The 20,319-nt window shown below is 38.3% G+C and carries 27 protein-coding genes; 10 read left to right on the top strand and 17 right to left on the bottom strand.

The genetic code is table 11. The features are described from left to right. Positions 1-44 precede the first annotated feature (44 nt). The 10 genes from ACQKMV_RS03900 to ACQKMV_RS03855 all read right to left on the bottom strand — a co-directional run bounded on the left by ACQKMV_RS03900 (position 45) and on the right by ACQKMV_RS03855 (position 8,765). Positions 45-1,487, bottom strand: a complete 1,443-nt coding sequence (locus ACQKMV_RS03900) for a spore germination protein (RefSeq protein WP_427502436.1) — start codon at positions 1,485-1,487, stop codon at positions 45-47. A 15-nt stretch (positions 1,488-1,502) separates the two neighbouring features. After that, entirely contained in the window at positions 1,503-2,294 is a 792-nt protein-coding gene (sigF, locus tag ACQKMV_RS03895) for an RNA polymerase sporulation sigma factor SigF (protein ID WP_427502435.1), read from the bottom strand. Between the two features lie 10 nt (positions 2,295-2,304). Beyond that, a complete protein-coding gene (gene spoIIAB, locus ACQKMV_RS03890; RefSeq protein WP_049668625.1) occupies positions 2,305-2,745 on the bottom strand; it encodes an anti-sigma F factor in 441 nt (146 codons plus the stop codon). Beyond that, positions 2,738-3,091 carry an anti-sigma F factor antagonist gene (spoIIAA, locus tag ACQKMV_RS03885; protein WP_427425263.1) on the bottom strand — a complete coding sequence of 118 codons (354 nt, stop codon included), beginning with the start codon at positions 3,089-3,091 and terminating at the stop codon, positions 2,738-2,740. The genes spoIIAB and spoIIAA overlap by 8 nt, the downstream gene beginning before the upstream one ends. A gap of 355 nt (positions 3,092-3,446) precedes the next feature. Next, positions 3,447-4,697 (bottom strand): thymidine phosphorylase, encoded by a 1,251-nt coding sequence (locus ACQKMV_RS03880; RefSeq protein ID WP_427502434.1) that lies wholly within the window; start codon positions 4,695-4,697, stop codon positions 3,447-3,449. Positions 4,698-4,711: 14 nt separating this feature from the next. Then, entirely contained in the window at positions 4,712-5,893 is a 1,182-nt protein-coding gene (gene deoB / locus ACQKMV_RS03875) for a phosphopentomutase (RefSeq protein WP_427502433.1), read from the bottom strand. Between the two features lie 89 nt (positions 5,894-5,982). After that, positions 5,983-6,885, bottom strand: a complete 903-nt coding sequence (gene xerD, locus ACQKMV_RS03870; protein WP_427502432.1) for a site-specific tyrosine recombinase XerD — start codon at positions 6,883-6,885, stop codon at positions 5,983-5,985. 167 nt (positions 6,886-7,052) lie between these two features. Beyond that, positions 7,053-7,517 (bottom strand): Fur family transcriptional regulator, encoded by a 465-nt coding sequence (locus ACQKMV_RS03865; RefSeq protein ID WP_427425258.1) that lies wholly within the window; start codon positions 7,515-7,517, stop codon positions 7,053-7,055. 125 nt (positions 7,518-7,642) lie between these two features. Then, positions 7,643-8,155, bottom strand: coding sequence for a hypothetical protein (locus ACQKMV_RS03860; RefSeq protein WP_427502431.1), 513 nt, complete (start codon positions 8,153-8,155; stop codon positions 7,643-7,645). A gap of 73 nt (positions 8,156-8,228) precedes the next feature. Next, on the bottom strand, positions 8,229-8,765 hold the full coding sequence (locus tag ACQKMV_RS03855; protein ID WP_427502430.1) for an NUDIX domain-containing protein: 537 nt from the start codon (positions 8,763-8,765) through the stop codon (positions 8,229-8,231). 76 nt (positions 8,766-8,841) lie between these two features. Between ACQKMV_RS03855 and ACQKMV_RS03850 the strand changes: the two genes are divergently transcribed. Together ACQKMV_RS03850 and ACQKMV_RS03845 are read left to right on the top strand one after the other, a co-directional pair. After that, entirely contained in the window at positions 8,842-9,741 is a 900-nt protein-coding gene (locus ACQKMV_RS03850; RefSeq protein ID WP_427502429.1) for an aldo/keto reductase, read from the top strand. Continuing rightward, on the top strand, positions 9,738-10,208 hold the full coding sequence (locus tag ACQKMV_RS03845) for a VanZ family protein (RefSeq protein WP_427502428.1): 471 nt from the start codon (positions 9,738-9,740) through the stop codon (positions 10,206-10,208). Before ACQKMV_RS03850 ends, ACQKMV_RS03845 begins: the two co-directional genes overlap by 4 nt. A gap of 27 nt (positions 10,209-10,235) precedes the next feature. On the opposite strand, the gene ACQKMV_RS03840 is transcribed toward ACQKMV_RS03845, so the two are convergent. Next, positions 10,236-10,736, bottom strand: a complete 501-nt coding sequence (locus ACQKMV_RS03840; protein ID WP_427502427.1) for a GNAT family N-acetyltransferase — start codon at positions 10,734-10,736, stop codon at positions 10,236-10,238. Positions 10,737-11,128: 392 nt separating this feature from the next. On the opposite strand from ACQKMV_RS03840, the gene ACQKMV_RS03835 reads away from it, so the two are divergent. Continuing rightward, a complete protein-coding gene (locus tag ACQKMV_RS03835) occupies positions 11,129-11,305 on the top strand; it encodes a Zn-dependent hydrolase (RefSeq protein WP_337991185.1) in 177 nt (58 codons plus the stop codon). Continuing rightward, the gene (locus tag ACQKMV_RS03830; protein WP_427502426.1) at positions 11,289-11,864 is read left to right on the top strand and encodes a Fic/DOC family protein; all 576 of its coding nucleotides are present in this window, start codon (positions 11,289-11,291) and stop codon (positions 11,862-11,864) included. Before ACQKMV_RS03835 ends, ACQKMV_RS03830 begins: the two co-directional genes overlap by 17 nt. A 58-nt stretch (positions 11,865-11,922) precedes the next feature. Here the strand turns inward: ACQKMV_RS03830 and ACQKMV_RS03825 are convergent, their stop codons facing one another. Next, entirely contained in the window at positions 11,923-12,189 is a 267-nt protein-coding gene (locus ACQKMV_RS03825) for a YqkE family protein (protein WP_427502425.1), read from the bottom strand. A gap of 23 nt (positions 12,190-12,212) precedes the next feature. Beyond that, a complete protein-coding gene (locus ACQKMV_RS03820; protein WP_427502424.1) occupies positions 12,213-13,397 on the bottom strand; it encodes an acetyl-CoA C-acetyltransferase in 1,185 nt (394 codons plus the stop codon). Between the two features lie 256 nt (positions 13,398-13,653). Here ACQKMV_RS03820 and ACQKMV_RS03815 point away from each other — a divergent pair, with 256 nt between their 5' ends. Continuing rightward, positions 13,654-14,625 carry an alpha/beta hydrolase gene (locus tag ACQKMV_RS03815; RefSeq protein WP_427425251.1) on the top strand — a complete coding sequence of 324 codons (972 nt, stop codon included), beginning with the start codon at positions 13,654-13,656 and terminating at the stop codon, positions 14,623-14,625. Between the two features lie 289 nt (positions 14,626-14,914). Here ACQKMV_RS03815 and ACQKMV_RS03810 read toward each other — a convergent pair whose 3' ends face one another. The 3 genes from ACQKMV_RS03810 to sirA form a co-directional block, all read right to left on the bottom strand. Continuing rightward, complete coding sequence (locus tag ACQKMV_RS03810) at positions 14,915-15,418, bottom strand: S-ribosylhomocysteine lyase (RefSeq protein WP_427502423.1); 504 nt, start codon at positions 15,416-15,418, stop codon at positions 14,915-14,917. A gap of 111 nt (positions 15,419-15,529) precedes the next feature. Next, positions 15,530-15,748: a YneF family protein gene (locus ACQKMV_RS03805; RefSeq protein ID WP_427425249.1), complete on the bottom strand. Its 219-nt coding sequence runs from the start codon at positions 15,746-15,748 to the stop codon at positions 15,530-15,532. Positions 15,749-15,852: 104 nt separating this feature from the next. Next, complete coding sequence (gene sirA / locus ACQKMV_RS03800) at positions 15,853-16,278, bottom strand: sporulation inhibitor of replication protein SirA (protein WP_053594363.1); 426 nt, start codon at positions 16,276-16,278, stop codon at positions 15,853-15,855. A 284-nt stretch (positions 16,279-16,562) separates the two neighbouring features. On the opposite strand from sirA, the gene ACQKMV_RS03795 reads away from it, so the two are divergent. The 5 genes from ACQKMV_RS03795 to ACQKMV_RS03775 all read left to right on the top strand — a co-directional run bounded on the left by ACQKMV_RS03795 (position 16,563) and on the right by ACQKMV_RS03775 (position 20,006). Then, complete coding sequence (locus ACQKMV_RS03795) at positions 16,563-16,916, top strand: ABC transporter permease (protein ID WP_427502422.1); 354 nt, start codon at positions 16,563-16,565, stop codon at positions 16,914-16,916. A 15-nt stretch (positions 16,917-16,931) separates the two neighbouring features. Continuing rightward, a complete protein-coding gene (locus ACQKMV_RS03790; RefSeq protein ID WP_427502421.1) occupies positions 16,932-17,570 on the top strand; it encodes a PspA/IM30 family protein in 639 nt (212 codons plus the stop codon). 111 nt (positions 17,571-17,681) lie between these two features. Continuing rightward, on the top strand, positions 17,682-18,365 hold the full coding sequence (gene liaF, locus ACQKMV_RS03785) for a cell wall-active antibiotics response protein LiaF (protein ID WP_427502420.1): 684 nt from the start codon (positions 17,682-17,684) through the stop codon (positions 18,363-18,365). Further along, positions 18,362-19,399: a sensor histidine kinase gene (locus ACQKMV_RS03780; protein WP_427502419.1), complete on the top strand. Its 1,038-nt coding sequence runs from the start codon at positions 18,362-18,364 to the stop codon at positions 19,397-19,399. Before liaF ends, ACQKMV_RS03780 begins: the two co-directional genes overlap by 4 nt. Then, complete coding sequence (locus ACQKMV_RS03775; RefSeq protein WP_427502418.1) at positions 19,374-20,006, top strand: response regulator; 633 nt, start codon at positions 19,374-19,376, stop codon at positions 20,004-20,006. Before ACQKMV_RS03780 ends, ACQKMV_RS03775 begins: the two co-directional genes overlap by 26 nt. Here ACQKMV_RS03775 and ACQKMV_RS03770 read toward each other — a convergent pair. Then, on the bottom strand, positions 19,924-20,319 hold a 396-nt coding region (locus ACQKMV_RS03770), incomplete at its 5' end, for a hypothetical protein (protein WP_427502417.1). The two genes, ACQKMV_RS03775 and ACQKMV_RS03770, sit on opposite strands and share 83 nt — an antisense overlap.

Raw genomic sequence — 20,319 nt, 5'->3', positions numbered from 1 at the left:
TATATGTGAACTTTATCACATGAAAAAAACGAGTGCAACGGCTCTTATGATCTTTTTCGATGTTCGGAATCAACTACATAAGGTCTTAATGCATCTGCTGTCATTGGGAAACGGACAAGTACGCGAAGCATCGCATTTGGAAAGAACGGAATAAGTGGCCACAGATATGGCGCTTGCATCGGACGTAATGAACATAAATACGTAAATAATATAAAGAACCCAATAAATAACCCATTAACTCCCCAAATTCCAGTCATTAATAACAACAATATTCTAAAGAGTTTAATGGAGATACCCAGTTCATAAGACGGAATTATAAAGGTCAGAATAGCTGAAATGGCTGTGTATAACACTACTTCTGGCGAGAATACCCCAACATCAATAGCAATCTGACCAATAGTTATACCCGCAACCAACCCCATCGCAGTGGATAATGGTGATGGGGTATGAATGGCGGCCATCCTCAAAAATTCTATCCCTATATCTCCAACAAGTATTTGTAGTAATAGGGGGATATGTGACTTTTTCTTTGCCCCTAAAAAGGATAACTCATCCGGTAAATGTATCCCGTGCGTTGCACATAAATACCATATAGGTAATAATAATAAACCAGTAATTACTCCAAAATAGCGCATAAAACGGACGAAGGTTCCGATTGATGGTGCCTGCCTATACTCCTCAGCATGCTGCAGTAAATGAAAGGCCGTTGCTGGCACAATAATTACAGAAGGAGACGTATCGACAACAATGGCTACATGTCCCTCAAGTAAATGCGCTGCGGTAATATCTGGTCGTTCCGTATATCGTACAAAAGGAACTGGATGAAACTTCTGTTTAAATAGCCATTCCTCTAGTGATTTATCAGTCATAGTCAAACCATCATGATTAATTTGTTTAATACGCTGTCGCAATTTATCGAGCGTTTCATCACTCGCAATACCCTTTATAAACACTAGCGCAACATCGGTTTGACCGATTTCGGATATTTTATGTAGCTCGAAACGTAAATTACTATTGCGAATTCGTCGACGAATCAAAGCAGCATTTTGTGAAATACCTTCAACAAAACCGTCCCTAGATCCTCGAATTACCTTTTCATTGTCAGGCTCCTCAGGGGTACGTCCTGGATAACTTCGTATCTCTGCAACATAGCCATAACCATTTTTAGTTATAAAGGCTACCTGTCCACTTAATATGGCTAATAAAATGGCTTCACGTTTGGTTTGCTCTGAACGACCTTGGAAATTGAAATAGGCTTCAAAATACTCCTTTTCATCCTCAATATCAATGTCCTCATCAGGCAACATATTAGAGAGTAATTGTGTTAACACTATTCCATCCACAAGTCCGCTTATATATATGCAAAGAACCGGCAAATCTTTGACAAATACATGCGTAATACTAATGTCAAACGATTCGCCGTCACCAAATTGCTCTTTAAGAAAATTTTCGGCTTCTTCTAAGCTGTTAAATAGTTTATCTGTCATGCTGTCACCATTTTCTTAGATGTCGTTTTTTACTGCTTCCTCTTCAACTGTGGCACTTGTGGCCATCCAATTTTTTAATTGAGCAAGAATTTTTTTCTCTAATCGTGATACCTGAACTTGTGATATGCCTAACCTGTTAGCAATTTCAGTCTGGGTACAATCTGAGAAATATCGTAAATAAATAATTGACTGCTCTCTAGGCTCAAGCCTTGTAAGCACCTCTTTAAGTGGTATATAGTCAAATGGCTGCTCAGATTTTTCGTCCTTCATCTGATCCATTAATGTAATAGAATCCCCTTCACTCTCATACAATTGTTCATGCAAGGAAGCAGGATCTCTCAATGCATCTGAGGCAGTTACAATTTCCTCAGCTGTAACACCAAGAACCTGTGCTAATTCATGAATGGTTGGTGGATGCTCATTATTTTTAATGAATTCATCAGTTGCATGACGAATTTTAAAATTAAGCTCGCGAATAGATCGGCTAACTTTCACCATACCATCATCTCTTAGAAAGCGCTGGATTTCTCCGATGATCATTGGTACAGCATATGTCGAAAATTTAACATCATACGTTAGATCAAATTTATCCACAGACTTCATGAGCCCTATGCAGCCAATTTGAAATAAATCCTCGAGCTCCACGCCCCTGCTTGTAAAGCGTTGGACGATAGACCACACAAGCCTCGTATTCCCTTCAATCATTCGTTTACGAGCCTCATGATCGCCCTGCTGTGCACGTGCAATTAAATCTCGCATTTCTCCCTGTGACAATAGCTTATCGGACGACTGTTCTAGTGGCTTCAATATCGCAGCCTCACATTACCGGTGTGCGAACCGAGTAAAATTTCTTCGTAAACGTGACAGTTGTACCTTCTTGCCACTTGGACATTACTGTCAACTGATCTGAAAAACTATCCATAATGGTAAAGCCCATGCCTGAACGTTCCATCGCACTTTTCGTCGTAAATAACGGCTCCATCGCTTGGCTTACATCCTCAATACCGATACCTTTATCCAAAACAGACACGGTTACAATATCATCCTCACGTTTTGCATGAACTGTAACAACGCCCTTACCATTCTCTTCATAACCGTGAATAATAGCATTGGAAACAGCCTCTGAGACAACCGTTTTAAATTCGGATAGCTCATCAATTGTTGGATCTAATTGTGCGATAAAACCTGTAACAGCCACACGCGCTAAGGCTTCATTTTCACTAAGTGCTAAAAAAGTTAATGTCATTTCGTTATCCATTTACAATCCCCCTAACTCGATCAATCGCTTCTTCTTCTGTTGCATCCATCATCCACGGCCCTAAACCTGAAAATTGAAATACTTTGCGCATTGTCGGCGATGGATTTAATAAAATTGTTCGTCCAGCGACTGCCTCTAACTCACGCATTCGACCAAGCACTAAACCTACACCTGAACTATCCATAAAAGATAGCCCCCCTAAGTTCCAAATGATGGTCGTTACAGTGCCCTGAAAAATTGCTGTAGAAATTTTAGCTCGAATTTGCTCTACTGCATGATGATCGAGCTCCCCAAACAAACGTATAACTACTGTCTCTCTTGTTACCATTTCTAATTGAAAATGCATGAACATCGCCTCCTCCTCGTGCAATTCCACATTTAATGTGGTGATTCCTTGCGGCTGACAGAACTAGTGCAAAGTCTTCCGAAATAGTGGCAAATCGACATACTTATAGCTTTTTAGGTTAAATGCAGTATGGGATAAATCAACAATTTTTAAACGTGGCAGGTGATTTAAACTTATTTTTTAGGTATCTCAGCAAGATGCAAAAACCTTGTTACGAAGTCTATCCGTCTATTTGGTAATTCAATCCGTCGTTCCGACTTTTCTTTCCGCCGCTCTGACTCTCGACTTTTTCTATCCATAGAACAGAAAAAAGCGAGAACCCTCTTTGTTAAAGAGAGTTCTCGCTCAAATTTATTTATGCAATTGTATAAGCCTTTTGCACTTTTTCGATTGTTTCTTCATCAATTTGACGATTTGAATATAGATAAGCAATCGTCTCGTCAGCACGAACATGGTCGCCTTTTTTGGCAATCAATTGAATACCAGCATCATAATCAAGCTCAGATTCCTTAGTAAATCGACCTGCACCAAGACCAACACTAGCTTCCCCGATTAATAATGCATTAATCGTCCCTACAGTGCCTTCAGTAGGTGCTTTGATAGCTACTTTATTTGCTGTGTCTTTTTGCACGATATCCGCTAAATCGCCACCCTGTGCTACGATGAATTCCTCAAATTTTGCAGCAGCTGAACCATCCTCTAATACGCGTTTAACAGCAGCTGTTGCTTCAGTCTCATTTACACCTGCTGCAACTTGGTACATAAGCGAAGAAATAATAATACATTCCTCAAAGAGATCCTCATGCGTTTCGTCCATACGTCCACTTAACAAAGCAAATGCTTCTACTACTTCAAGCTTATTGCCGATCATTTTACCTAATGGATTATCCATATCACTAATATGCGCAACTACTTTACGCCCTAGCTTTTCACCGATTGCAGTCATCGTATCAGCTAACACTTGTGCTTCTTCTTCCGTCTTCATAAATGCACCTGAGCCACATTTAACGTCGAGCACAATGCCGTCTGCTCCACTTGCTATTTTCTTACTCATGATAGACGCGGCAATAAGTGGAATGGAATCGACAGTACCCGTCACATCTCGCAATGCATATAATTTTTTGTCAGCTGGTACAAGATTACCTGTTTGACCAGCCACTGCAATTTTATGTTTATTGACATTGTCGATAAATTCTTGTGATGAAAGCTCAGTTTTAACGCCACGAATCGATTCTAATTTATCGATTGTACCACCTGTAATACCTAGACCCTTACCACTAAATTTCGCCACTGGAATATCTAGTGCAGCAATTATTGGAGTAACAATTAGTGTGACTTTATCGCCTACACCACCTGTTGAGTGTTTATCAATTTTAAAACCTTCAATAGTTGATAAATCAATAACGTCTCCAGATTCTACCATTGCCTTTGTTAAATAAAATGTTTCGTCATATGTCATGCCCAATAAACGAATTGCCATTAGTAAGGAGCTTGCTTGATAATCGGGAATTGCACCAGTAGTGTAACCCTCTACAAAATACTCAATTTCAGCCTGTGATAGCTCTTTGCCGTGCTTTTTCTTTTCAAACAGCTGCGCCATATTCATATCGATAATCCCCCTTATTTCAGCTCATTTAAGAAACTTTTACCGAAAGCTGGTGCTTCTACTTTGAAGTTTTCAGCAACGGTTGCTGCAATATCTGCAAAAGTTTCACGAAGTGCTAGCTCGCTACCACCATTAAAGCGTGGTGAATAGATAATTAACGGTACATATTCACGTGTATGGTCTGTCCCAGGGAATGTTGGATCATTCCCGTGGTCTGCTGTAATGATTAGTAAATCATCTTCTGTCATTGCCTCAGTAATTTCTGGTAAACGTGCATCAAATTCTTGTAGTGCGTTACCATAACCTAGAGGGTCACGACGATGTCCAAAATTCGCATCAAAGTCCACTAAGTTTAAGAAACTTATACCATGGAAATCACGACGTACTACCTCTGCAAACTTATCCATACCATCCTTATTATTTTTCGTACGTACTGCATCCGTAACTCCTTCACCGTTGAAAATATCAGAAATTTTTCCGATTGCGATAACATCTAAACCTGCATCCTTTAAGACATTCATCGTTGTACGACCAAATGGCTTTAACGCATAGTCATGACGATTAGATGTACGTGTGAAGTTTCCTGGTGTACCGATAAATGGACGAGCAATAACACGGCCAACTAAATATTCTGGTTGTAATGTTAGCTCACGAGCAATTTCACAAATTTTATATAATTCCTCTAATGGAATAATTTCTTCATGTGCAGCAATCTGCAAAACAGGGTCAGCAGATGTATAGACAATAATCGCTCCTGTCTCCATATGCTCCTTGCCAAAGTCCTCGATCACTTGTGTTCCACTTGCAGGTTTATTGCATAGGACTTTGCGGCCTGTACGTTTTTCAAGCTCTTCAATAAGCTCAGCAGGGAATCCCTCTGGATACACCTTAAACGGTTTATCGATATTCAACCCCATTATTTCCCAATGCCCTGTCATAGTGTCTTTTCCAACAGATGCTTCTTGCATTTTTCCGTAGTATGCTTTTGGTTTGTCAGTAGCTTGCATACCTTGTAATGGTTCGATGTTTGCTAAGCCGAAAGACTCCATATGTGGCATTGTAAGCCCATTCATTTTTTCAGCGATATGTCCTAGAGTATGTGAACCCACATCTCCAAAATTCGCTGCGTCTGGAGCTTCACCAATTCCAACTGAGTCCAATACTACTACATGGATTTTTTTAAATGGTTTATTCATAATTTTGCCTCCTAATCTCTTGTCTCTATTTTACCAAAAAACAGCGAAAAATAAAGGTCAGACCTCCGACTAACAAATAATTTTCTCTTTTAAGCGCGTGGATGAAACTGCTTATAAACCTCTGATAGTCTAGATTTACTAATATGAGTATAAATTTGTGTTGTAGAAATATCGGCATGTCCAAGCATCTCTTGTACTGCTCGTAAATCCGCACCGTTTTCCACTAAATGTGTTGCAAAGGAATGACGTAATGTATGTGGCGTTAATTCATGTTTGATGCCTGCTTTTAAAGCGTGCTCCTTCATTAATTTCCAACAACCTTGTCTTGTTAAACGTTTTCCTCTTTGATTTATAAAAAAAGCATCTGTTTTTGGATATTTTCCTTGTAATTGACTCCGTGCACCATCTAAATAAGTACTTAATGCAGAAAGGGAGCTTTTCCCAAGCGGAATGATACGCTCCTTGCCTCCCTTACCAAAAACTCGGACAAAACCCATCGTTAAATGAATATCAGCTAAATCCAACGCAATCAGCTCACTAATGCGCATCCCTGAACCATATAATAGCTCTAGCATTGCTATATCCCGTACACCCTGTGGTTTGCTGCGATTTGGTGTCGCTAATAAAGCTTCAATTTCTTCAATAGAGAGGATATTTGGTAGCTTTTGCTCAATGATTGGCATTTCTAAATGGACTGTCGGATCTGTTTCAGCTCGCTTTTCTCGGAGTAAAAATTGATGAAAACTACGAATGGAGGAGATATGGCGGGCAACAGTACGACTTGTCTTTCCTTGCATACGCAACTGCTCTAAATGACGCAAAATGGTCGTTCTTTCCACTTTACGAAAATCAGACATTCCCTCTACTTCCCGTAAAAAATTCACGTAATTTTCTAAGTCTCGGCGATAAGATGCTAATGTATTCTCAGATAATTGTCGTTCTACTTGGATAAAATGGATATAATCCTCTATTGCATATTGAAATTCATTCATCACAGCGCCCCCTTACTGTCAATTATTCTCTATTTTATCACGGCTATTGGAATTGTGCTAAAACGCCCCCCTATTCGTTTAGCTATTACACTAAAATACTAATTTTGTATAAAACAAAAAACTGCCCGATTCAATCTATACTTAAGATTAAAACAGACAGCTTCTTGTTATTTTTCTTCATTCAATTCGTCGTTTTTATCATGACAACGCCAGCAAATGCCGTGGAAAGTTAGTCGGTGATCCTTTATGATAAAGTTCCAACGATTTTCAACAACGGCTTCCACATCTTCAAGTAAATCTTCCTGAATTTCATCAACCGCACCACATTCGATACAAACAAGATGATGGTGGAAATGCGCAGCTCCCTCTTGGCGTAAATCATAGCGCGAAACGCCATCGCCAAAGTTGATTTTGTCGACAATTTTGAGCTCAGTTAGTAACTCTAATGTTCTATAGACAGTAGCAAGACCAATTTCAGGTGCCTTTTCTTTTACTAAAAGGTAAACATCTTCTGCACTTAGGTGGTCTTCCTCGTGCTCCAGCAGTACAGCAACTGTTGCTTCACGCTGCGGCGTCAGCTTATAACTAGCACTATGCAACTGTTTTTTTATACGATCAATTCGGCTCTCCATGTGACGCCCCCCTAAACTCATTCCATTATACCAAAGGAGTAAATCCTATTACAAGATAGTGAATAGATTTCAAATATGCTTTTGTATGATTTTACCTGATGTTTAATTTACGTAAGTTGTTTCTATCATTTTAATACATAAGAAATAACAATAAACTCAGCCACTATTATGATGAAAAATGCGATAAAATTCAACAAAATTGTCCGACCATCTATCATTTTCCCGATTTTTCTCTTTGACCAAGCTGGTACAAGTAAATTGCATAGGTTTAGCAACAATATACAATAGATGAGCTGAAATGGAAACCACCAAATCGTATAAACCCAGAAAGCTTCAAGCTTTTGTAATAAAAAAACCGAGCTAAAGCCAAAAAAGGTAGCACGCATCGCTACTGTTACACGTACTAAAACCTTCAAGACACTATGTGTTGCCAGCAATAGTACAAGAGCTATTGAAACAGCAACAGGTAACACTAAACGAAATAGAGAATGCCTGTCCCCATTTGATAAACGAGGCTCTATAAATGAAATAAAAGGCTCTGCATTCGGCCCACCAATAATATGAAATAAGATAACGCCACAAACGAAACTCACAGCAATGATGGAAGCGTGATAAAATAAAGACACCGTACGAGACATAAACATGCTCCTTTTCTATCAAGGTTTGTACAGCTTATGCTCGTCCGCTTCTATTATGCTAAAGATTATTATCTTATTGTACCGCAAGCCAAAGTACAGCAAACGCTGTTTTGGCGTCGTATATACGCTCATCTGCAACCATTTGCCCCGCTTCTTCCAACGAAACTTCTAATAATTCGACAAATTCATCTTCATCTAAATCTGCTTTGTTTTCAATTTCATATAAATCTTTTGCCACAAATAGATGGATGATCTCATCTGCGAAGCCTGGGGATGTTGCAAATGCTTGTAAATAAGTTAAGCTTTGTGCACCGTAACCTGTTTCTTCCTCTAATTCGCGGCGCGCCGTCACAATCGGCTCCTCACCAGGTTCAAGCTTACCAGCTGGAATTTCAATTATTGAACGTTCTAGAGCTTTGCGATATTGCTCTACTAATACTAACTTGCCCTCATCTGTAATAGCAATAACTGCAACTGCACCAGGATGCTTTATAATTTCTCTTTTTGCAACATTACCATTCGGTAAAGTGACATCATCAACTTGTAGTTTCACAATTTTCCCGTCATAAATGGGTGTAGTCTTTGTCGTTTTTTCTTCAAACTTTTTCATTGACTATAACCTCGCTTGTTCTTCAGATATGTTCATTGTACCATTACAAGTAGAGAAATCGAAGGAGGGCATTAGCATGAGAAAAAGACAGCTTGGCTCAAGTGAATTGTTTATTTCAGAAATTAGTTTAGGGGGCATGTCTCTTTCGACAGATAAGAAAAAGGCTGCTGAGATTGTTGATATGGCATTAGATGCTGGTATTAATTACATCGATACAGCCGATTTATATGATTTTGGGGCAAATGAAGAAATTATTGGAGCTATTTTAGGGAAGCGTCGTCAGGATGTTGTAGTCGCTACGAAAGTTGGGAATCGATGGACAGAAGGTGTAGAAGGTTGGCATTGGGATGCATCTCCCTCTTATATAAAGGAAGCTCTACACGCTAGCTTGAAACGACTAGGTACTGATTATATCGATGTTTATCAGTTGCATGGTGGTACTATCGAGGACGATTGGGATGGAATTATCGACACATTTGAAGATTTAAAAAAGGATGGATTGATTCGAGAATATGGCGTTTCTTCTATTAGACCAAATGTCCTAAAGCGTTTTTTACCAGAGAGTTCTGCAAAAAGTGTCATGATGCAATATAGTGCTTTAGATCGTCGCCCAGAGGAATGGCTCGACTTTATCGCACGTGAAGGTGCTTCTGTTGTAACACGTGGTACTGTTGCAAAGGGTTTACTAACAAATAGCTGGAAAGAACGGTTACAGCGTGTCAATGGCTTTAACACATACACAGCGGACGAATTAACAGCAGTATTAACAGGTTTATCTTCACATTATGACGATTTACATGCACTAGCAATCGCCTTTAATCTGAAAGAACCTACTATAGCTTCAACAGTGATTGGTGCAAGCTCTCAGGAACAGCTTGCGCAAACACTCGCTGCCTATGAAAAAATTGATTCGATAACAGATTTTAAAGCTGCAAATGAACTAACCAAAGACGAACAATACATGGAGCACCGATGAAAAAATGGCTTATCTTAATAGCATTTTTAGTAATACTTGCGATTTCCTCCAGTATGACCTATGAACAACAGTCTATTATTCCTGAATTGGAGCAAGTATTAGCAAATAAACCGTTTGAAAAGCAATTATCTGTTTTAAAAATTCCTTATTGGGACACAGTTGTTTCTGTTGAAGAACGTGGTTACTTTAAGTTTGTAGAATTTTTAATTCGGAAATTAACGCATTTTGTTGGATTCGGATGTATCGGACTTGGTATTTACTTTGCATGGGGAAAACGTCGGTTCGCCGCAGGTGTCGCTATTGCTGGGACAGCTCTTATAGCAACGCTTGATGAAATTCGTCAAAGCTTTACACCAGGTCGCATGATGAGCGGACAGGATGTTATTTTGGATACTGCTGGGGCGATTCTTTTTGTTGGAATTGTCGTCTTGGGGAGGAAAATTTTCAAAAGACAAAGGGCACTTTAAAAGTTCCCTTTGTCTTTTTTTATAATCTTATAGGAATCTCCAAAAATATAGTTCTTCAGATTCTGAATATAACGTTGCCCCTGCTTTTTGTAATACTTTATGTGAGGCAATATTATTTTTATCAGTATCGGCAATCACATACTTTACATTAGATTGACGTAGTAACCAATCTTTAATCAATCTAACAGTTTCCGTCATGTATCCCTTTCCCTGATATTGCGAAAATGTATAGTACCCGATTACGACTTCACCCTGTTCATTCGGTAGACCTTTTAGCATAATGCCACCAACGATACAGTTTTTTTCTTTCAATACGATTAACCAATTTGTATGCCAAATATAATTTTCTTCATCTTCTAATACTTTCGATAGTCTAAACTTCAAAGCATGTCTTAGTTCTTCATCAAGAAAAACTGCTTTATTTAATGACAACTCTATTTCCAATGTTTTCTCTTCATGAATTAGTAATTCTAAATACTTTGCATTTAATGGGATTAATCTTAATCTTTTAGTGCTTAATTCAAACATTTTTTCTCTCCTATCATAGATTTTATCTAAACTATTAAGAGATATATGTATTGGCAGCGTCTCCCGATTTTTATTTTTAAATAAATAAGGCTCATCACCATAAAGTAGGATTGATTTCCGTTCCGACTGAGCGCTTTCCTAGGGCGCCCAATCTCCACTACAATCAACTTATATTTGACATACGTAGTCACTCCCACCCTTCAGTGATTAATCCTCATTTTATCAATAAAGCAATAATATAGAAATAATAATTTGTCATTAAAATAAAACCTCTAGACTATTAAAATTGATTGAACTCCATATTGTTTTGAAAGATACTATGCGAAAGTGTTTGATTGTCGAAGTTGTCACAACAGCTTATAATAAAAAGTAAGAGAAGGGAGCAATTTAAAATGAAACAAATCCAATTAAACTCTCCTGAATTTAATCGTGTACTTAAAAATTTACAATTTGAAAATTTATCACTAACTCCTACACTTCAGAAAAAAGTACTTGAGATCGTTAATTCTGGTATACAAATTTCACCGACCATTATTAAGGAAGTTCTGAATAATGGAAAAGTACAATAAAAAACTTAATGATGACTTCCTTTTAAAAACAAATCTTCTGGACATTACTGATTACAAAAGTCTTGAATTAGCAGAAGCATTTGTTTTTTCTCTAAGAGCCACACAAATTGAACAAGGAACATATAGAATCAAGTCGTTCCATCTTCATGACTTCCAAAGTTTGCATGCTCATTTATTTCAAGATATTTATCCGTTCGCTGGACATTTTAGAGATGTTCAATTAATGAAAGGTTCTACCAGGTTTTGTCAATTTCAATTTATTAATTCCTATGCAGATGAATTGTTTTATCAATTAAATAATGAACCCACCTGGACTACAATTAATCAAGCAGCAAATAGATTGGCATATTACAAATCCGAATTGAATATGTTACACCCTTTTCGAGAGGGTAACGGGCGTACTATTCGTATTTTTGTGCAAGCATATGCACAATCTAAAGGTGTTAATTGGAACTTTACAAATATGAATAAAGAAACTTATTTAAACGCGATGATTCAATCTGTTACCAATACAGAACTATTAGAAAGGTTATTTTTTCATACAACCGAATTTATCTAATCAAAATCTGATAACACATAAAAAACAGTGAACCCGCATTTGGATTCACTGTTTCTCTTTAGAATTTTGAGCCTTTATCGCCATATTCGTTTAGTAGTTCTTCAAACGATTTGTTTTTCTCACGTTGCTTGCGCTCAAAGGCTAGCTTTGCTTGGCGCTCTTCTTCTGCGGCCTGCTCTTTCGCTGTTAAATCTTGCTTTGCCGCTTTTAATTTAGCAAGCACGTCACAGCCTAATTGATCGGCTAATGTAACTGCCTCCTGCTTTGGTAGACTAGCTGTCACGCTACTATCCACGCGTTGCTGTTGTTTTCGTTTCTTTCCCATTGCAATTCACCTTCTTATTCACTTCAAGGGCGCTTGACTACAGTAGCCACACCTTGTCCACCACCGATACATAGTGTTGCGAGACCTGTTTTTGCATCACGCTTTTCCATCTCATGTAAAAGCGTTACTAAAATACGCGCTCCACTTGCACCAATTGGGTGGCCAAGAGCAATTGCTCCCCCGTTCACATTTAGTTTATCATGATTAAAGCCTAGTTCGCGATCTACAGCAATAGATTGTGCTGCAAAAGCTTCATTTGCTTCAATTAAATCTATATTTTCTAACGTTACATCAGCCTTTGCTAATGCTTTCTTTACTGCCGTTACAGGGCCAGTTCCCATAATAGCTGGGTCAACACCCGCGCTTGCATTCGCTGTAATTAATGCCATTGGTCGAATGCCTAACTCGTCCGCTTTTTCTTTCGACATGATAACGACAGCTGCTGCACCATCGTTAATGCCTGATGCGTTTGCTGCTGTTACGGAGCCATCCTTTTTAAAGGCAGGACGTAGTTTTGATAGAGACTCAGCTGTAACGCCTTGACGCGGGAATTCATCTTTATCAAAAATAATAGGATCGCCCTTGCGTTGAGGAATTTCCACCGCTACGATTTCATCATTAAACTTCCCTGCTTCAATTGCCGCTTCTGCACGCTGTTGTGAACGTGCTGCGAAGGCGTCTTGTTCTTCTCGAGAAATCTCATAGGCATCACATAAATTTTCAGCTGTAACGCCCATATGATAGTCATTGAAAGCACACCATAATCCATCATGAATCATCGTATCAACTACTTTTTGATCTCCCATGCGGAAGCCTTCTCGTGCATTTTTCAAAACATAGGGTGCTAGGCTCATATTTTCAAAGCCACCCGCAACGATAATATCCGCATCACCTGCTAAAATGGCTTGTGTCGCTAAGTGAACTGCTTTTAGACCTGAGCCACAAACTTTATTAATCGTTAATGCAGATACTTCATGTGGTAAACCTGCTTCAATTGCTGCTTGACGAGCTGGATTTTGCCCAAGTCCAGCCGATAAGACATTCCCCATAATGACTTCGTCGACTTGTCCGCCTGCTACACCAGCACGTGCTAATGCATCTTTAATAACAATACTCCCTAATTTTGTCGCTGGTACGTCCTTTAATGTTCCTTGGAATGAACCAATAGCTGTACGTACAGCACTCACTATTACTACCTCTTTCGACATAAACATTCTCCCCTTTTCCCCGTTCAAAAATGAACACTGCATGCATATGCTACTAGCAGATATATCTATTTTAACAAATATTTTGACGATTTTCGATAATAGAAATAATCGCAGTTTTGCCAAAGATAATGTAAAATGTTGACGTGTTTTAAACAATCTCAGTTGGGAACATTACAAATAAGAAAAGTGCATACATACGAATGATGTCGCTTGTATGCCTAGACAACAAAAGAAACAGGACGTGGAGGTGTTAATAATGAAAAAGAAAATGCTTTTATTTTCAGGTATAACGACGACGATTGCCGCAGCAGCAACAGGTCTGTTTGGCTTCGCGCTCTCCAATAAATTAATGTACATTAAGCAAAAGGATCCTGAATTTGTTCGTGAACGTGAAACCACTGCTAAACGTTTTGACGAAGCTTGGTACAATAAAAATTTAAAATGTGAATTAAATATTGACTCTCCAAATAGCTATACTATTCGTGGTATTATGTTTCAGCCATTGGAAACGAATAATACCATCATTATTTGTCATGGGGTTACAGAAAATAAAATCAACTCCGTAAAATATGCTCAACTTTTTGAACGACTTGGCTACAACTCCGTTATTTTTGACCATCGTAGGCATGGGGAGACAGGTGGGAAAACAACTAGCTACGGCTATTATGAAAAAAATGACCTTGACGCAGTTGTCAAAACCGTAAAGGCAATGATTGGTGAAGACGCCATTCTTGGTATTCATGGGGAGTCAATGGGTGCCGCAACAATGCTACTATATGCAGGAACTATAGAGGATGGTGCGGATTTCTATATTTCTGATTGTGCGTTTTCTGATTTTTCAATGCTGCTTAGACAAATTGCGAAGACAGAATTTAAATACGGCTCGATTATTCCAATTCGTTTTGCAGATTTCTTTGTCCGCTTGCGAGACGGTTATTCTTTTAAAAGTGTGACACCTTCCGAAGCTGTGACAAACATTGAAAATCCAGTACTTTTTATCCATAGTATTCCTGACACATTTATTCCAGCTTCCATGACATTGGATTTATACAATAAAAAAACTGGACCTAAGAAGCTGAAGCTATTTGATAACGGTGCTCATGCTCAATCCTTTAATGAAAATATGGCTGAATATGAGGATTTAATCCATGACTTTTTAGAAAATTTCATTTATCAAAAAATTAATCGTGATTCTTCTTCGTCTAATGTCATTCCATTTCATTTTTAGGACGAATGAAAACACTAATGTGTCAAAAGGTGTCATTTAAATAAAAAATAGTTCTTGCAAAGCGAGGGGTTGATTTCCGTTCCGACTGGGCGCTTTTATCGCTGCCGCTTTGCTTTCGCACAGAGCGGAGCTTCCTGAGGGCGTCAGTCTTCACTCCAATCAACCAATTCACTCAGTATGTCATTATAATTCCTTCAACAATGTATTTGTGTAAAAGCAAAGTGGCATGACTCTCACAGACAACATAAAAAACCTTGCGACTGAACTGCACGCAAGGTTTTTTAATTTTTTATTCAGCAAAAACAATATGCCATTCATCACGTTTTGCTAAAAATTCTTTAGCTAACGCTTGTGCACCTTCTAGACTATGGCTAGCTGCCCAGCCGCATTGCACTTCATTGCACGCAGGGACTGCAGTGGCCTTTGTTACATCCGTAAATGTTTTTTCCAAAATATTTAATAAGTCCTCATAATCATTGTGATTTATTAGCGACACATAAAAGCCTGTTTGGCACCCCATTGGACTGAAATCAACAATATGATCAGAGTAATTGCGGATAATGTCTGCCGATAAATGCTCTAAGGAATGTAATGCAGGCATTTCCATATGCTCTTTATTTGGCTGTTTAAAACGAATATCATATTTGTATACTTCATCGCCATTTTTTCCTGTTTTAACACCTGCTAAACGTACATAGGGCGCTTTTACTTTCGTATGATCTAAATCAAAGCTTTCAACATTTGTTTTTTCTTTCTGCAATGCACACAACCCCTTTATATAGAATATTTCCATTATAACGAGTTTTCCTATAGAATTGTATGTTTTTTATGAATTATCGGAATTATCAATACAATAAAAAACAACTAACCCTGGCTTGGACTAGTTGCTCTTTAAAAATTCCTCTTATTTTTGGAATTTATTCATTTGTGACATCATTTGACGTACCTGCTTTTCAGACGGCGTACGACCCATCTGCGCCATCATCATACGAATCATTTGTTCATTAATCGGTGGGTTTTCTTTTAAATATTTCATCATAGCTTGACGAGCTAAAAAGAAACCAAGTGCTGCGCCCGCTGCTAATGCGATAACTACAATAATAATCCAGCCCCATGTAGGCATACAACCAACCTCCTCCACTACAATATATACCGAGAAAAAAACTCTCCACGCTCCATTATACACCAAATAGAAGCGTGTTACTATATATATTATAGTGAATTTTCTTAATGCATTGTATACTTCATGGGTTTCAACCATCCACATTCATTATCTTGTTTATTAAATGCAATAAAGCGCTCGCTCATCTTCGCAAGCATTTGGAACAGATCCAAATCGAGCATACGTGATCCCTCACAATAGACACAAATTTTGCGTTCCACTAAATAAATAGCCATCTTTCCTTTTATAGGATGTTCTAAAAATAAAGCATTGCGAGCTCTCTCTAAATGTGCATACTTGGAATCTAGTTGCGCCTCTAGCATCGCAGCAATTTCATCGAAGCGAACGGTTTCACATATATACGCAAGCTCTTTTAAGGATTTCTCGTTAGCGTCTTCACAGCCTTGCATCATTTCTAATAACTTACGCTCTCTGCCAAAAATAAACGTTAAATGCTCTTCTTTTATTTTATATATGGAATAGGTTCTCACTAGAAATCCTCCTTCGCTCATTTCTTTTTCATAAGTATAGCTCATCCAAACTCTTTTATTTGTCAAAAGAAGGAGGTATTCATCTTCTATTTTTGTCGAAAACTTTCTACTTTCGGTTCTATCAAATGCTTTATGGCTAATTAAGTTTCTACAAATTTGAGCTTCTTCTATAGTGCTTAGAATATTCTCAGCCTCAAGACCTAGAGAAAAATCAATTTCCAGTCCGTTTTAGCAAAGCTCTCAAATAGGTAATATAAAGTTACAAACGAAAGGAGCTAAAACATATGAGAAAATTTTTTCTACTAACAGGAGGCATCATCGCAGGATGTGTTGCACTTGCATTAATCGGACCACTTGCAGGTCTACTATTTTCTGGATTGTTTGTAGCACTTGGCATGCACTTCTACATTGCAAGCAAATCGACATTCGGCAAAATCTTTTGGTTTACAGTAGGTCTGATTGGTGTTCTATCAGCAGTATCTAATATCCCAGCAATGGTTGGTTTAGCAGCAATCGCTATCATCTATGTTATCTATAAAAAATGGAATGGCGAAGATGTAAAAATCCCAACGATTGAAGCTAAAGAAGAAGATCCATTTACAAACTTTGAAAAAGAATGGTCAAACTTAACAAAATAAAAGGAGAGATTTTAAATGAATTTATTTCAACGTTTTAAATATACAATAGAGGCAGATTTACATCATGCATTTGATAAGAAGGAACAAAAAAATCCAATTGCGATGTTAAACCAATACATTCGTGAAGCAGAAAAACAAACTGAGCAAACTGGGAAATTATTAGAGCGTCAAGGTCAATTAAAAGAAAAACTAGAGCAGGAATTTAAGCAAAACGCAGAATTACTTGCTAAACGTGAGGCTCAACTTAAATTAGCTACTACTAGCGGTGAGCAAGATTTAATCGATTTTGCTTCTGATGAAGTTGCTGCTTATACAGCACGTAACAATACATTACAAACTAGTATTGAAGCAAATGCACGTGAGTACTTTGAACTTGAACGCAAATTTGAAACAATGAAACACAAAATTAAAGATATGAAAGTACGTCAATTACAGCTTATGGGCAAAGAAAACGTAACCCGTGCTCACCATCAAATGGACGGTATGATTGCTAAAAACAATAAAGCCAACTTTGAAGATTTAGAATCATATATCGATAAGCTTGCTAACCAAATCGACAAAGATCATGAAGTAACAACTTTTGAAGCTCGTCTTGCACAGCTAGAAAAAAATGCTACTGAAGAAAACGCACCTCTGCTAATTGAAAATAAATAACATGTTATAATGAAAGAAATGCGCCATATTTAGAGGCGCATTCTTTCACGTTTTGAAATAGAGGGACCCATTCCCTCTCTTATACTCTTAGTAGAAGGAAGGGTGACCCTCTTGAAAAGTATCACAACTAATAAGCTCACATTTTTGGTACTATGTTTCTTTTTACTCGTTTTTGTGGAGCTTACAATTTTTAATAACGGTGGCGCCTTTTGTCTATTGATTGGGGCAGGACTTCTCTATTTAAGTTTCTCGAAAAAAAATCGTTTCTTTAAATGGACAGGAATTTTCTTTATCTCGATTGCACTATTTACAATGTGGAGTTTACGCTTATTTATCGTCATCATTCTCTTATATATGCTCTATCAATACTTGCAAAAAGAAAACGAACCGAAAGTTGTTGGTTTGGAGCTTTTCGAAAAGCTTCCTGCTGCGAAAAACGAATTATTTGGTACAATGCCTGCACCATTAGAAGCCTACAAATGGCAAGATGTTCAAATTCAACGACTTGCAGGCGACATTACGATTGATACAACACAAACAATTTTACCAGCTGGTACAAGTCTCATTACGATTCGACAAGGCATTGGTAAGGTACAAATTTATATCCCATATGAAATTCCATTCCGCTTACAATATACGACCTTGTTTGGTGAATTAAAATGCCTACATGTTGGGCCACAACGTATACTTAATGAAAGTGTAAGTTTCTCAGATGGAAACCCTGAGGATGCAAAGCGTACACTAGTTATACATGTTGCAACATGGCTTGGAGACTTGGAGGTACTACGTAAATGATTGCCTTTATCTCAAGAATATTTACTCTATTTTTTATTTTAATGAGCGCTGCATTTGGTCTCCTTGTCACTGTTTGGGGCGAGCCAAACGAAAAAACATGGGAGCCATTATGGCAGCAGAATTACAATAATTTCCCACTAGGTGGTTTCATTGTCGTCACACTTTTTGGGCTTAGTTTACTGATTGCAAGCTGGATCAGTATGACCGCCCGTGCAAGAGAAGCTCAGGCAACCCGTATCGTGAAACAGTTAGTTGAACCTGATTTTGTATTACCTAAAAAACAGCCTTTACCAAAACCATTGAAAAAAGCTTTAGTTCAAACAAGTGAGTTAATTGATACTCAACGAAAAAGCTTACAGCGCTTATCCAATGAGCGTGCAGAAGCTAACGATAAAATTATTCAAGAGCGAATTATCGCTGAACGTCAACGCCTTGCTCGTGAACTCCATGATTCTGTATCACAGCAATTATTCGCAGCTTCGATGTTGCTTTCCGCATTAACCGAAACCGATGAAAATGCTACAAGCTTAAAGCAGGTCGAAAAAGTTGTACAACAGGCACAGCTTGAAATGCGCGCATTATTATTACATTTACGTCCAGTAGCTCTGCATAATAAGACACTGGCACAAGGGCTCGAAGAACTTATTATTGAGCTGCAACAAAAAGTATTTTTTCATATTGAATATGAGCTTGAAGAAATGTCATTATCTAAAGCGGAAGAAGATCATTTATTCCGTATTGCACAAGAAGCTTTATCGAATACGTTACGCCATGCAAAAGCTAGCGAAGTTGAATTACTGCTTGTTGCCCGCGATGACTTAGCCATTTTACGTATTCAGGACAATGGCCTCGGCTTTGATGTCGAAGCCGATAAATCTACTTCTTATGGACTTCAAAACATTGCTGAACGCGCTGTAGAAATTGGCTGTACGTACAAAATTGTATCAGTGCCTGGAGAAGGTACAATTGTAGAGGTTAAAATTCCCCTACATAAGGAGGTTGAAGTGAATGATTCAAGTGTTAATAGTGGATGACCACGAAATGGTGCGGATTGGTGTTTCCGCCTATCTATCAGCACAACCAGATATCACTGTTGTAGGTGAAGCTGAAAATGGCAAAGAGGCAGTGGAACGTGCTCTTGCCCTACGTCCTGACATTATTTTAATGGACAATGTGATGCCAGTCATGACAGGTGCTGAGGCGACAGCTGAAATTTTAGCTGCTTGGCCAGAAGCAAAAATTATGATGGTGACAAGTTTTTTAGATGATGACAAAGTCTACCCTGCATTAGAGGCTGGAGCAGTCAGCTATATTTTAAAAACGTCAAATGCGAAGCAAATCGCCGAAGCCATTCGCAAAACAATGGGTGGCGAAACCGTTTTAGAGCCAGAAGTAACATCAAAAATGATGCATCGCATGCGCCACGGTAATAGTACCCCACTGTATGAGCAGCTTACCGAACGTGAAATGGAAGTATTATTACTAATGGCTAAAGGAAAAGCAAATCAGGAAATCGCCGACGATTTATACATTGCCTTAAAAACAGTAAAAACACATGTCAGCAATATTCTATCGAAGCTCGATGTTCAAGATCGCACACAAGCCGTTGTCTACGCTTTTCAAAACGGGCTAGCGAAGTAAATTTTGATTTATCAGTGATTTTGCTGGGTTTATCAGCGATTTTCGTCCTTTTATCAGCGATTCTACCCGGGTTATCAGCGATTTTCGTCCTTTTATCAGCGATTCTACCCAGGTTATCAGCGATTTTCGCGCTCTTATCAGCGATTCTACCTGGGTTATCAGCGATTTTTGCGTTTTTATCAGCGATTCTACCTGGGTTATCAGCGATTTCCAAGCTTTTATCAGCGATTCTACCTGGGTTATCAGCGATTTCCAAGCTTTTATCAGCGATTCTACCTGGGTTATCAGCGATTTCCAAGCTTTTATCAGCGAT

Origin of the sequence: Lysinibacillus sp. NPDC094403, assembly GCF_050278745.1 — a bacterium.
Lineage (GTDB): Bacteria > Bacillota > Bacilli > Bacillales_A > Planococcaceae > Lysinibacillus.
Note: the sequence above shows the minus strand (reverse complement) of the source record. Positions and strands in the feature narration are given on the sequence as shown.

Coding starts and splice junctions, on each gene's coding strand:
- ACQKMV_RS03900 (WP_427502436.1), bottom strand. CDS start 1,487: ATGACAGATAAACTATTTAACAGCTTAGAAGAAGCCGAAAATTTTCTT.
- spoIIAB (WP_049668625.1), bottom strand. CDS start 2,745: ATGGATAACGAAATGACATTAACTTTTTTAGCACTTAGTGAAAATGAA.
- spoIIAA (WP_427425263.1), bottom strand. CDS start 3,091: ATGCATTTTCAATTAGAAATGGTAACAAGAGAGACAGTAGTTATACGT.
- ACQKMV_RS03880 (WP_427502434.1), bottom strand. CDS start 4,697: ATGAATATGGCGCAGCTGTTTGAAAAGAAAAAGCACGGCAAAGAGCTA.
- deoB (WP_427502433.1), bottom strand. CDS start 5,893: ATGAATAAACCATTTAAAAAAATCCATGTAGTAGTATTGGACTCAGTT.
- xerD (WP_427502432.1), bottom strand. CDS start 6,885: ATGAATGAATTTCAATATGCAATAGAGGATTATATCCATTTTATCCAA.
- ACQKMV_RS03865 (WP_427425258.1), bottom strand. CDS start 7,517: ATGGAGAGCCGAATTGATCGTATAAAAAAACAGTTGCATAGTGCTAGT.
- ACQKMV_RS03860 (WP_427502431.1), bottom strand. CDS start 8,155: ATGTCTCGTACGGTGTCTTTATTTTATCACGCTTCCATCATTGCTGTG.
- ACQKMV_RS03855 (WP_427502430.1), bottom strand. CDS start 8,765: ATGAAAAAGTTTGAAGAAAAAACGACAAAGACTACACCCATTTATGAC.
- ACQKMV_RS03850 (WP_427502429.1), top strand. CDS start 8,842: ATGAGAAAAAGACAGCTTGGCTCAAGTGAATTGTTTATTTCAGAAATT.
- ACQKMV_RS03845 (WP_427502428.1), top strand. CDS start 9,738: ATGAAAAAATGGCTTATCTTAATAGCATTTTTAGTAATACTTGCGATT.
- ACQKMV_RS03840 (WP_427502427.1), bottom strand. CDS start 10,736: ATGTTTGAATTAAGCACTAAAAGATTAAGATTAATCCCATTAAATGCA.
- ACQKMV_RS03835 (WP_337991185.1), top strand. CDS start 11,129: ATGAAACAAATCCAATTAAACTCTCCTGAATTTAATCGTGTACTTAAA.
- ACQKMV_RS03830 (WP_427502426.1), top strand. CDS start 11,289: ATGGAAAAGTACAATAAAAAACTTAATGATGACTTCCTTTTAAAAACA.
- ACQKMV_RS03825 (WP_427502425.1), bottom strand. CDS start 12,189: ATGGGAAAGAAACGAAAACAACAGCAACGCGTGGATAGTAGCGTGACA.
- ACQKMV_RS03820 (WP_427502424.1), bottom strand. CDS start 13,397: ATGTCGAAAGAGGTAGTAATAGTGAGTGCTGTACGTACAGCTATTGGT.
- ACQKMV_RS03815 (WP_427425251.1), top strand. CDS start 13,654: ATGAAAAAGAAAATGCTTTTATTTTCAGGTATAACGACGACGATTGCC.
- ACQKMV_RS03810 (WP_427502423.1), bottom strand. CDS start 15,418: ATGGAAATATTCTATATAAAGGGGTTGTGTGCATTGCAGAAAGAAAAA.
- ACQKMV_RS03805 (WP_427425249.1), bottom strand. CDS start 15,748: ATGCCTACATGGGGCTGGATTATTATTGTAGTTATCGCATTAGCAGCG.
- ACQKMV_RS03795 (WP_427502422.1), top strand. CDS start 16,563: ATGAGAAAATTTTTTCTACTAACAGGAGGCATCATCGCAGGATGTGTT.
- ACQKMV_RS03790 (WP_427502421.1), top strand. CDS start 16,932: ATGAATTTATTTCAACGTTTTAAATATACAATAGAGGCAGATTTACAT.
- ACQKMV_RS03780 (WP_427502419.1), top strand. CDS start 18,362: ATGATTGCCTTTATCTCAAGAATATTTACTCTATTTTTTATTTTAATG.
- ACQKMV_RS03775 (WP_427502418.1), top strand. CDS start 19,374: ATGATTCAAGTGTTAATAGTGGATGACCACGAAATGGTGCGGATTGGT.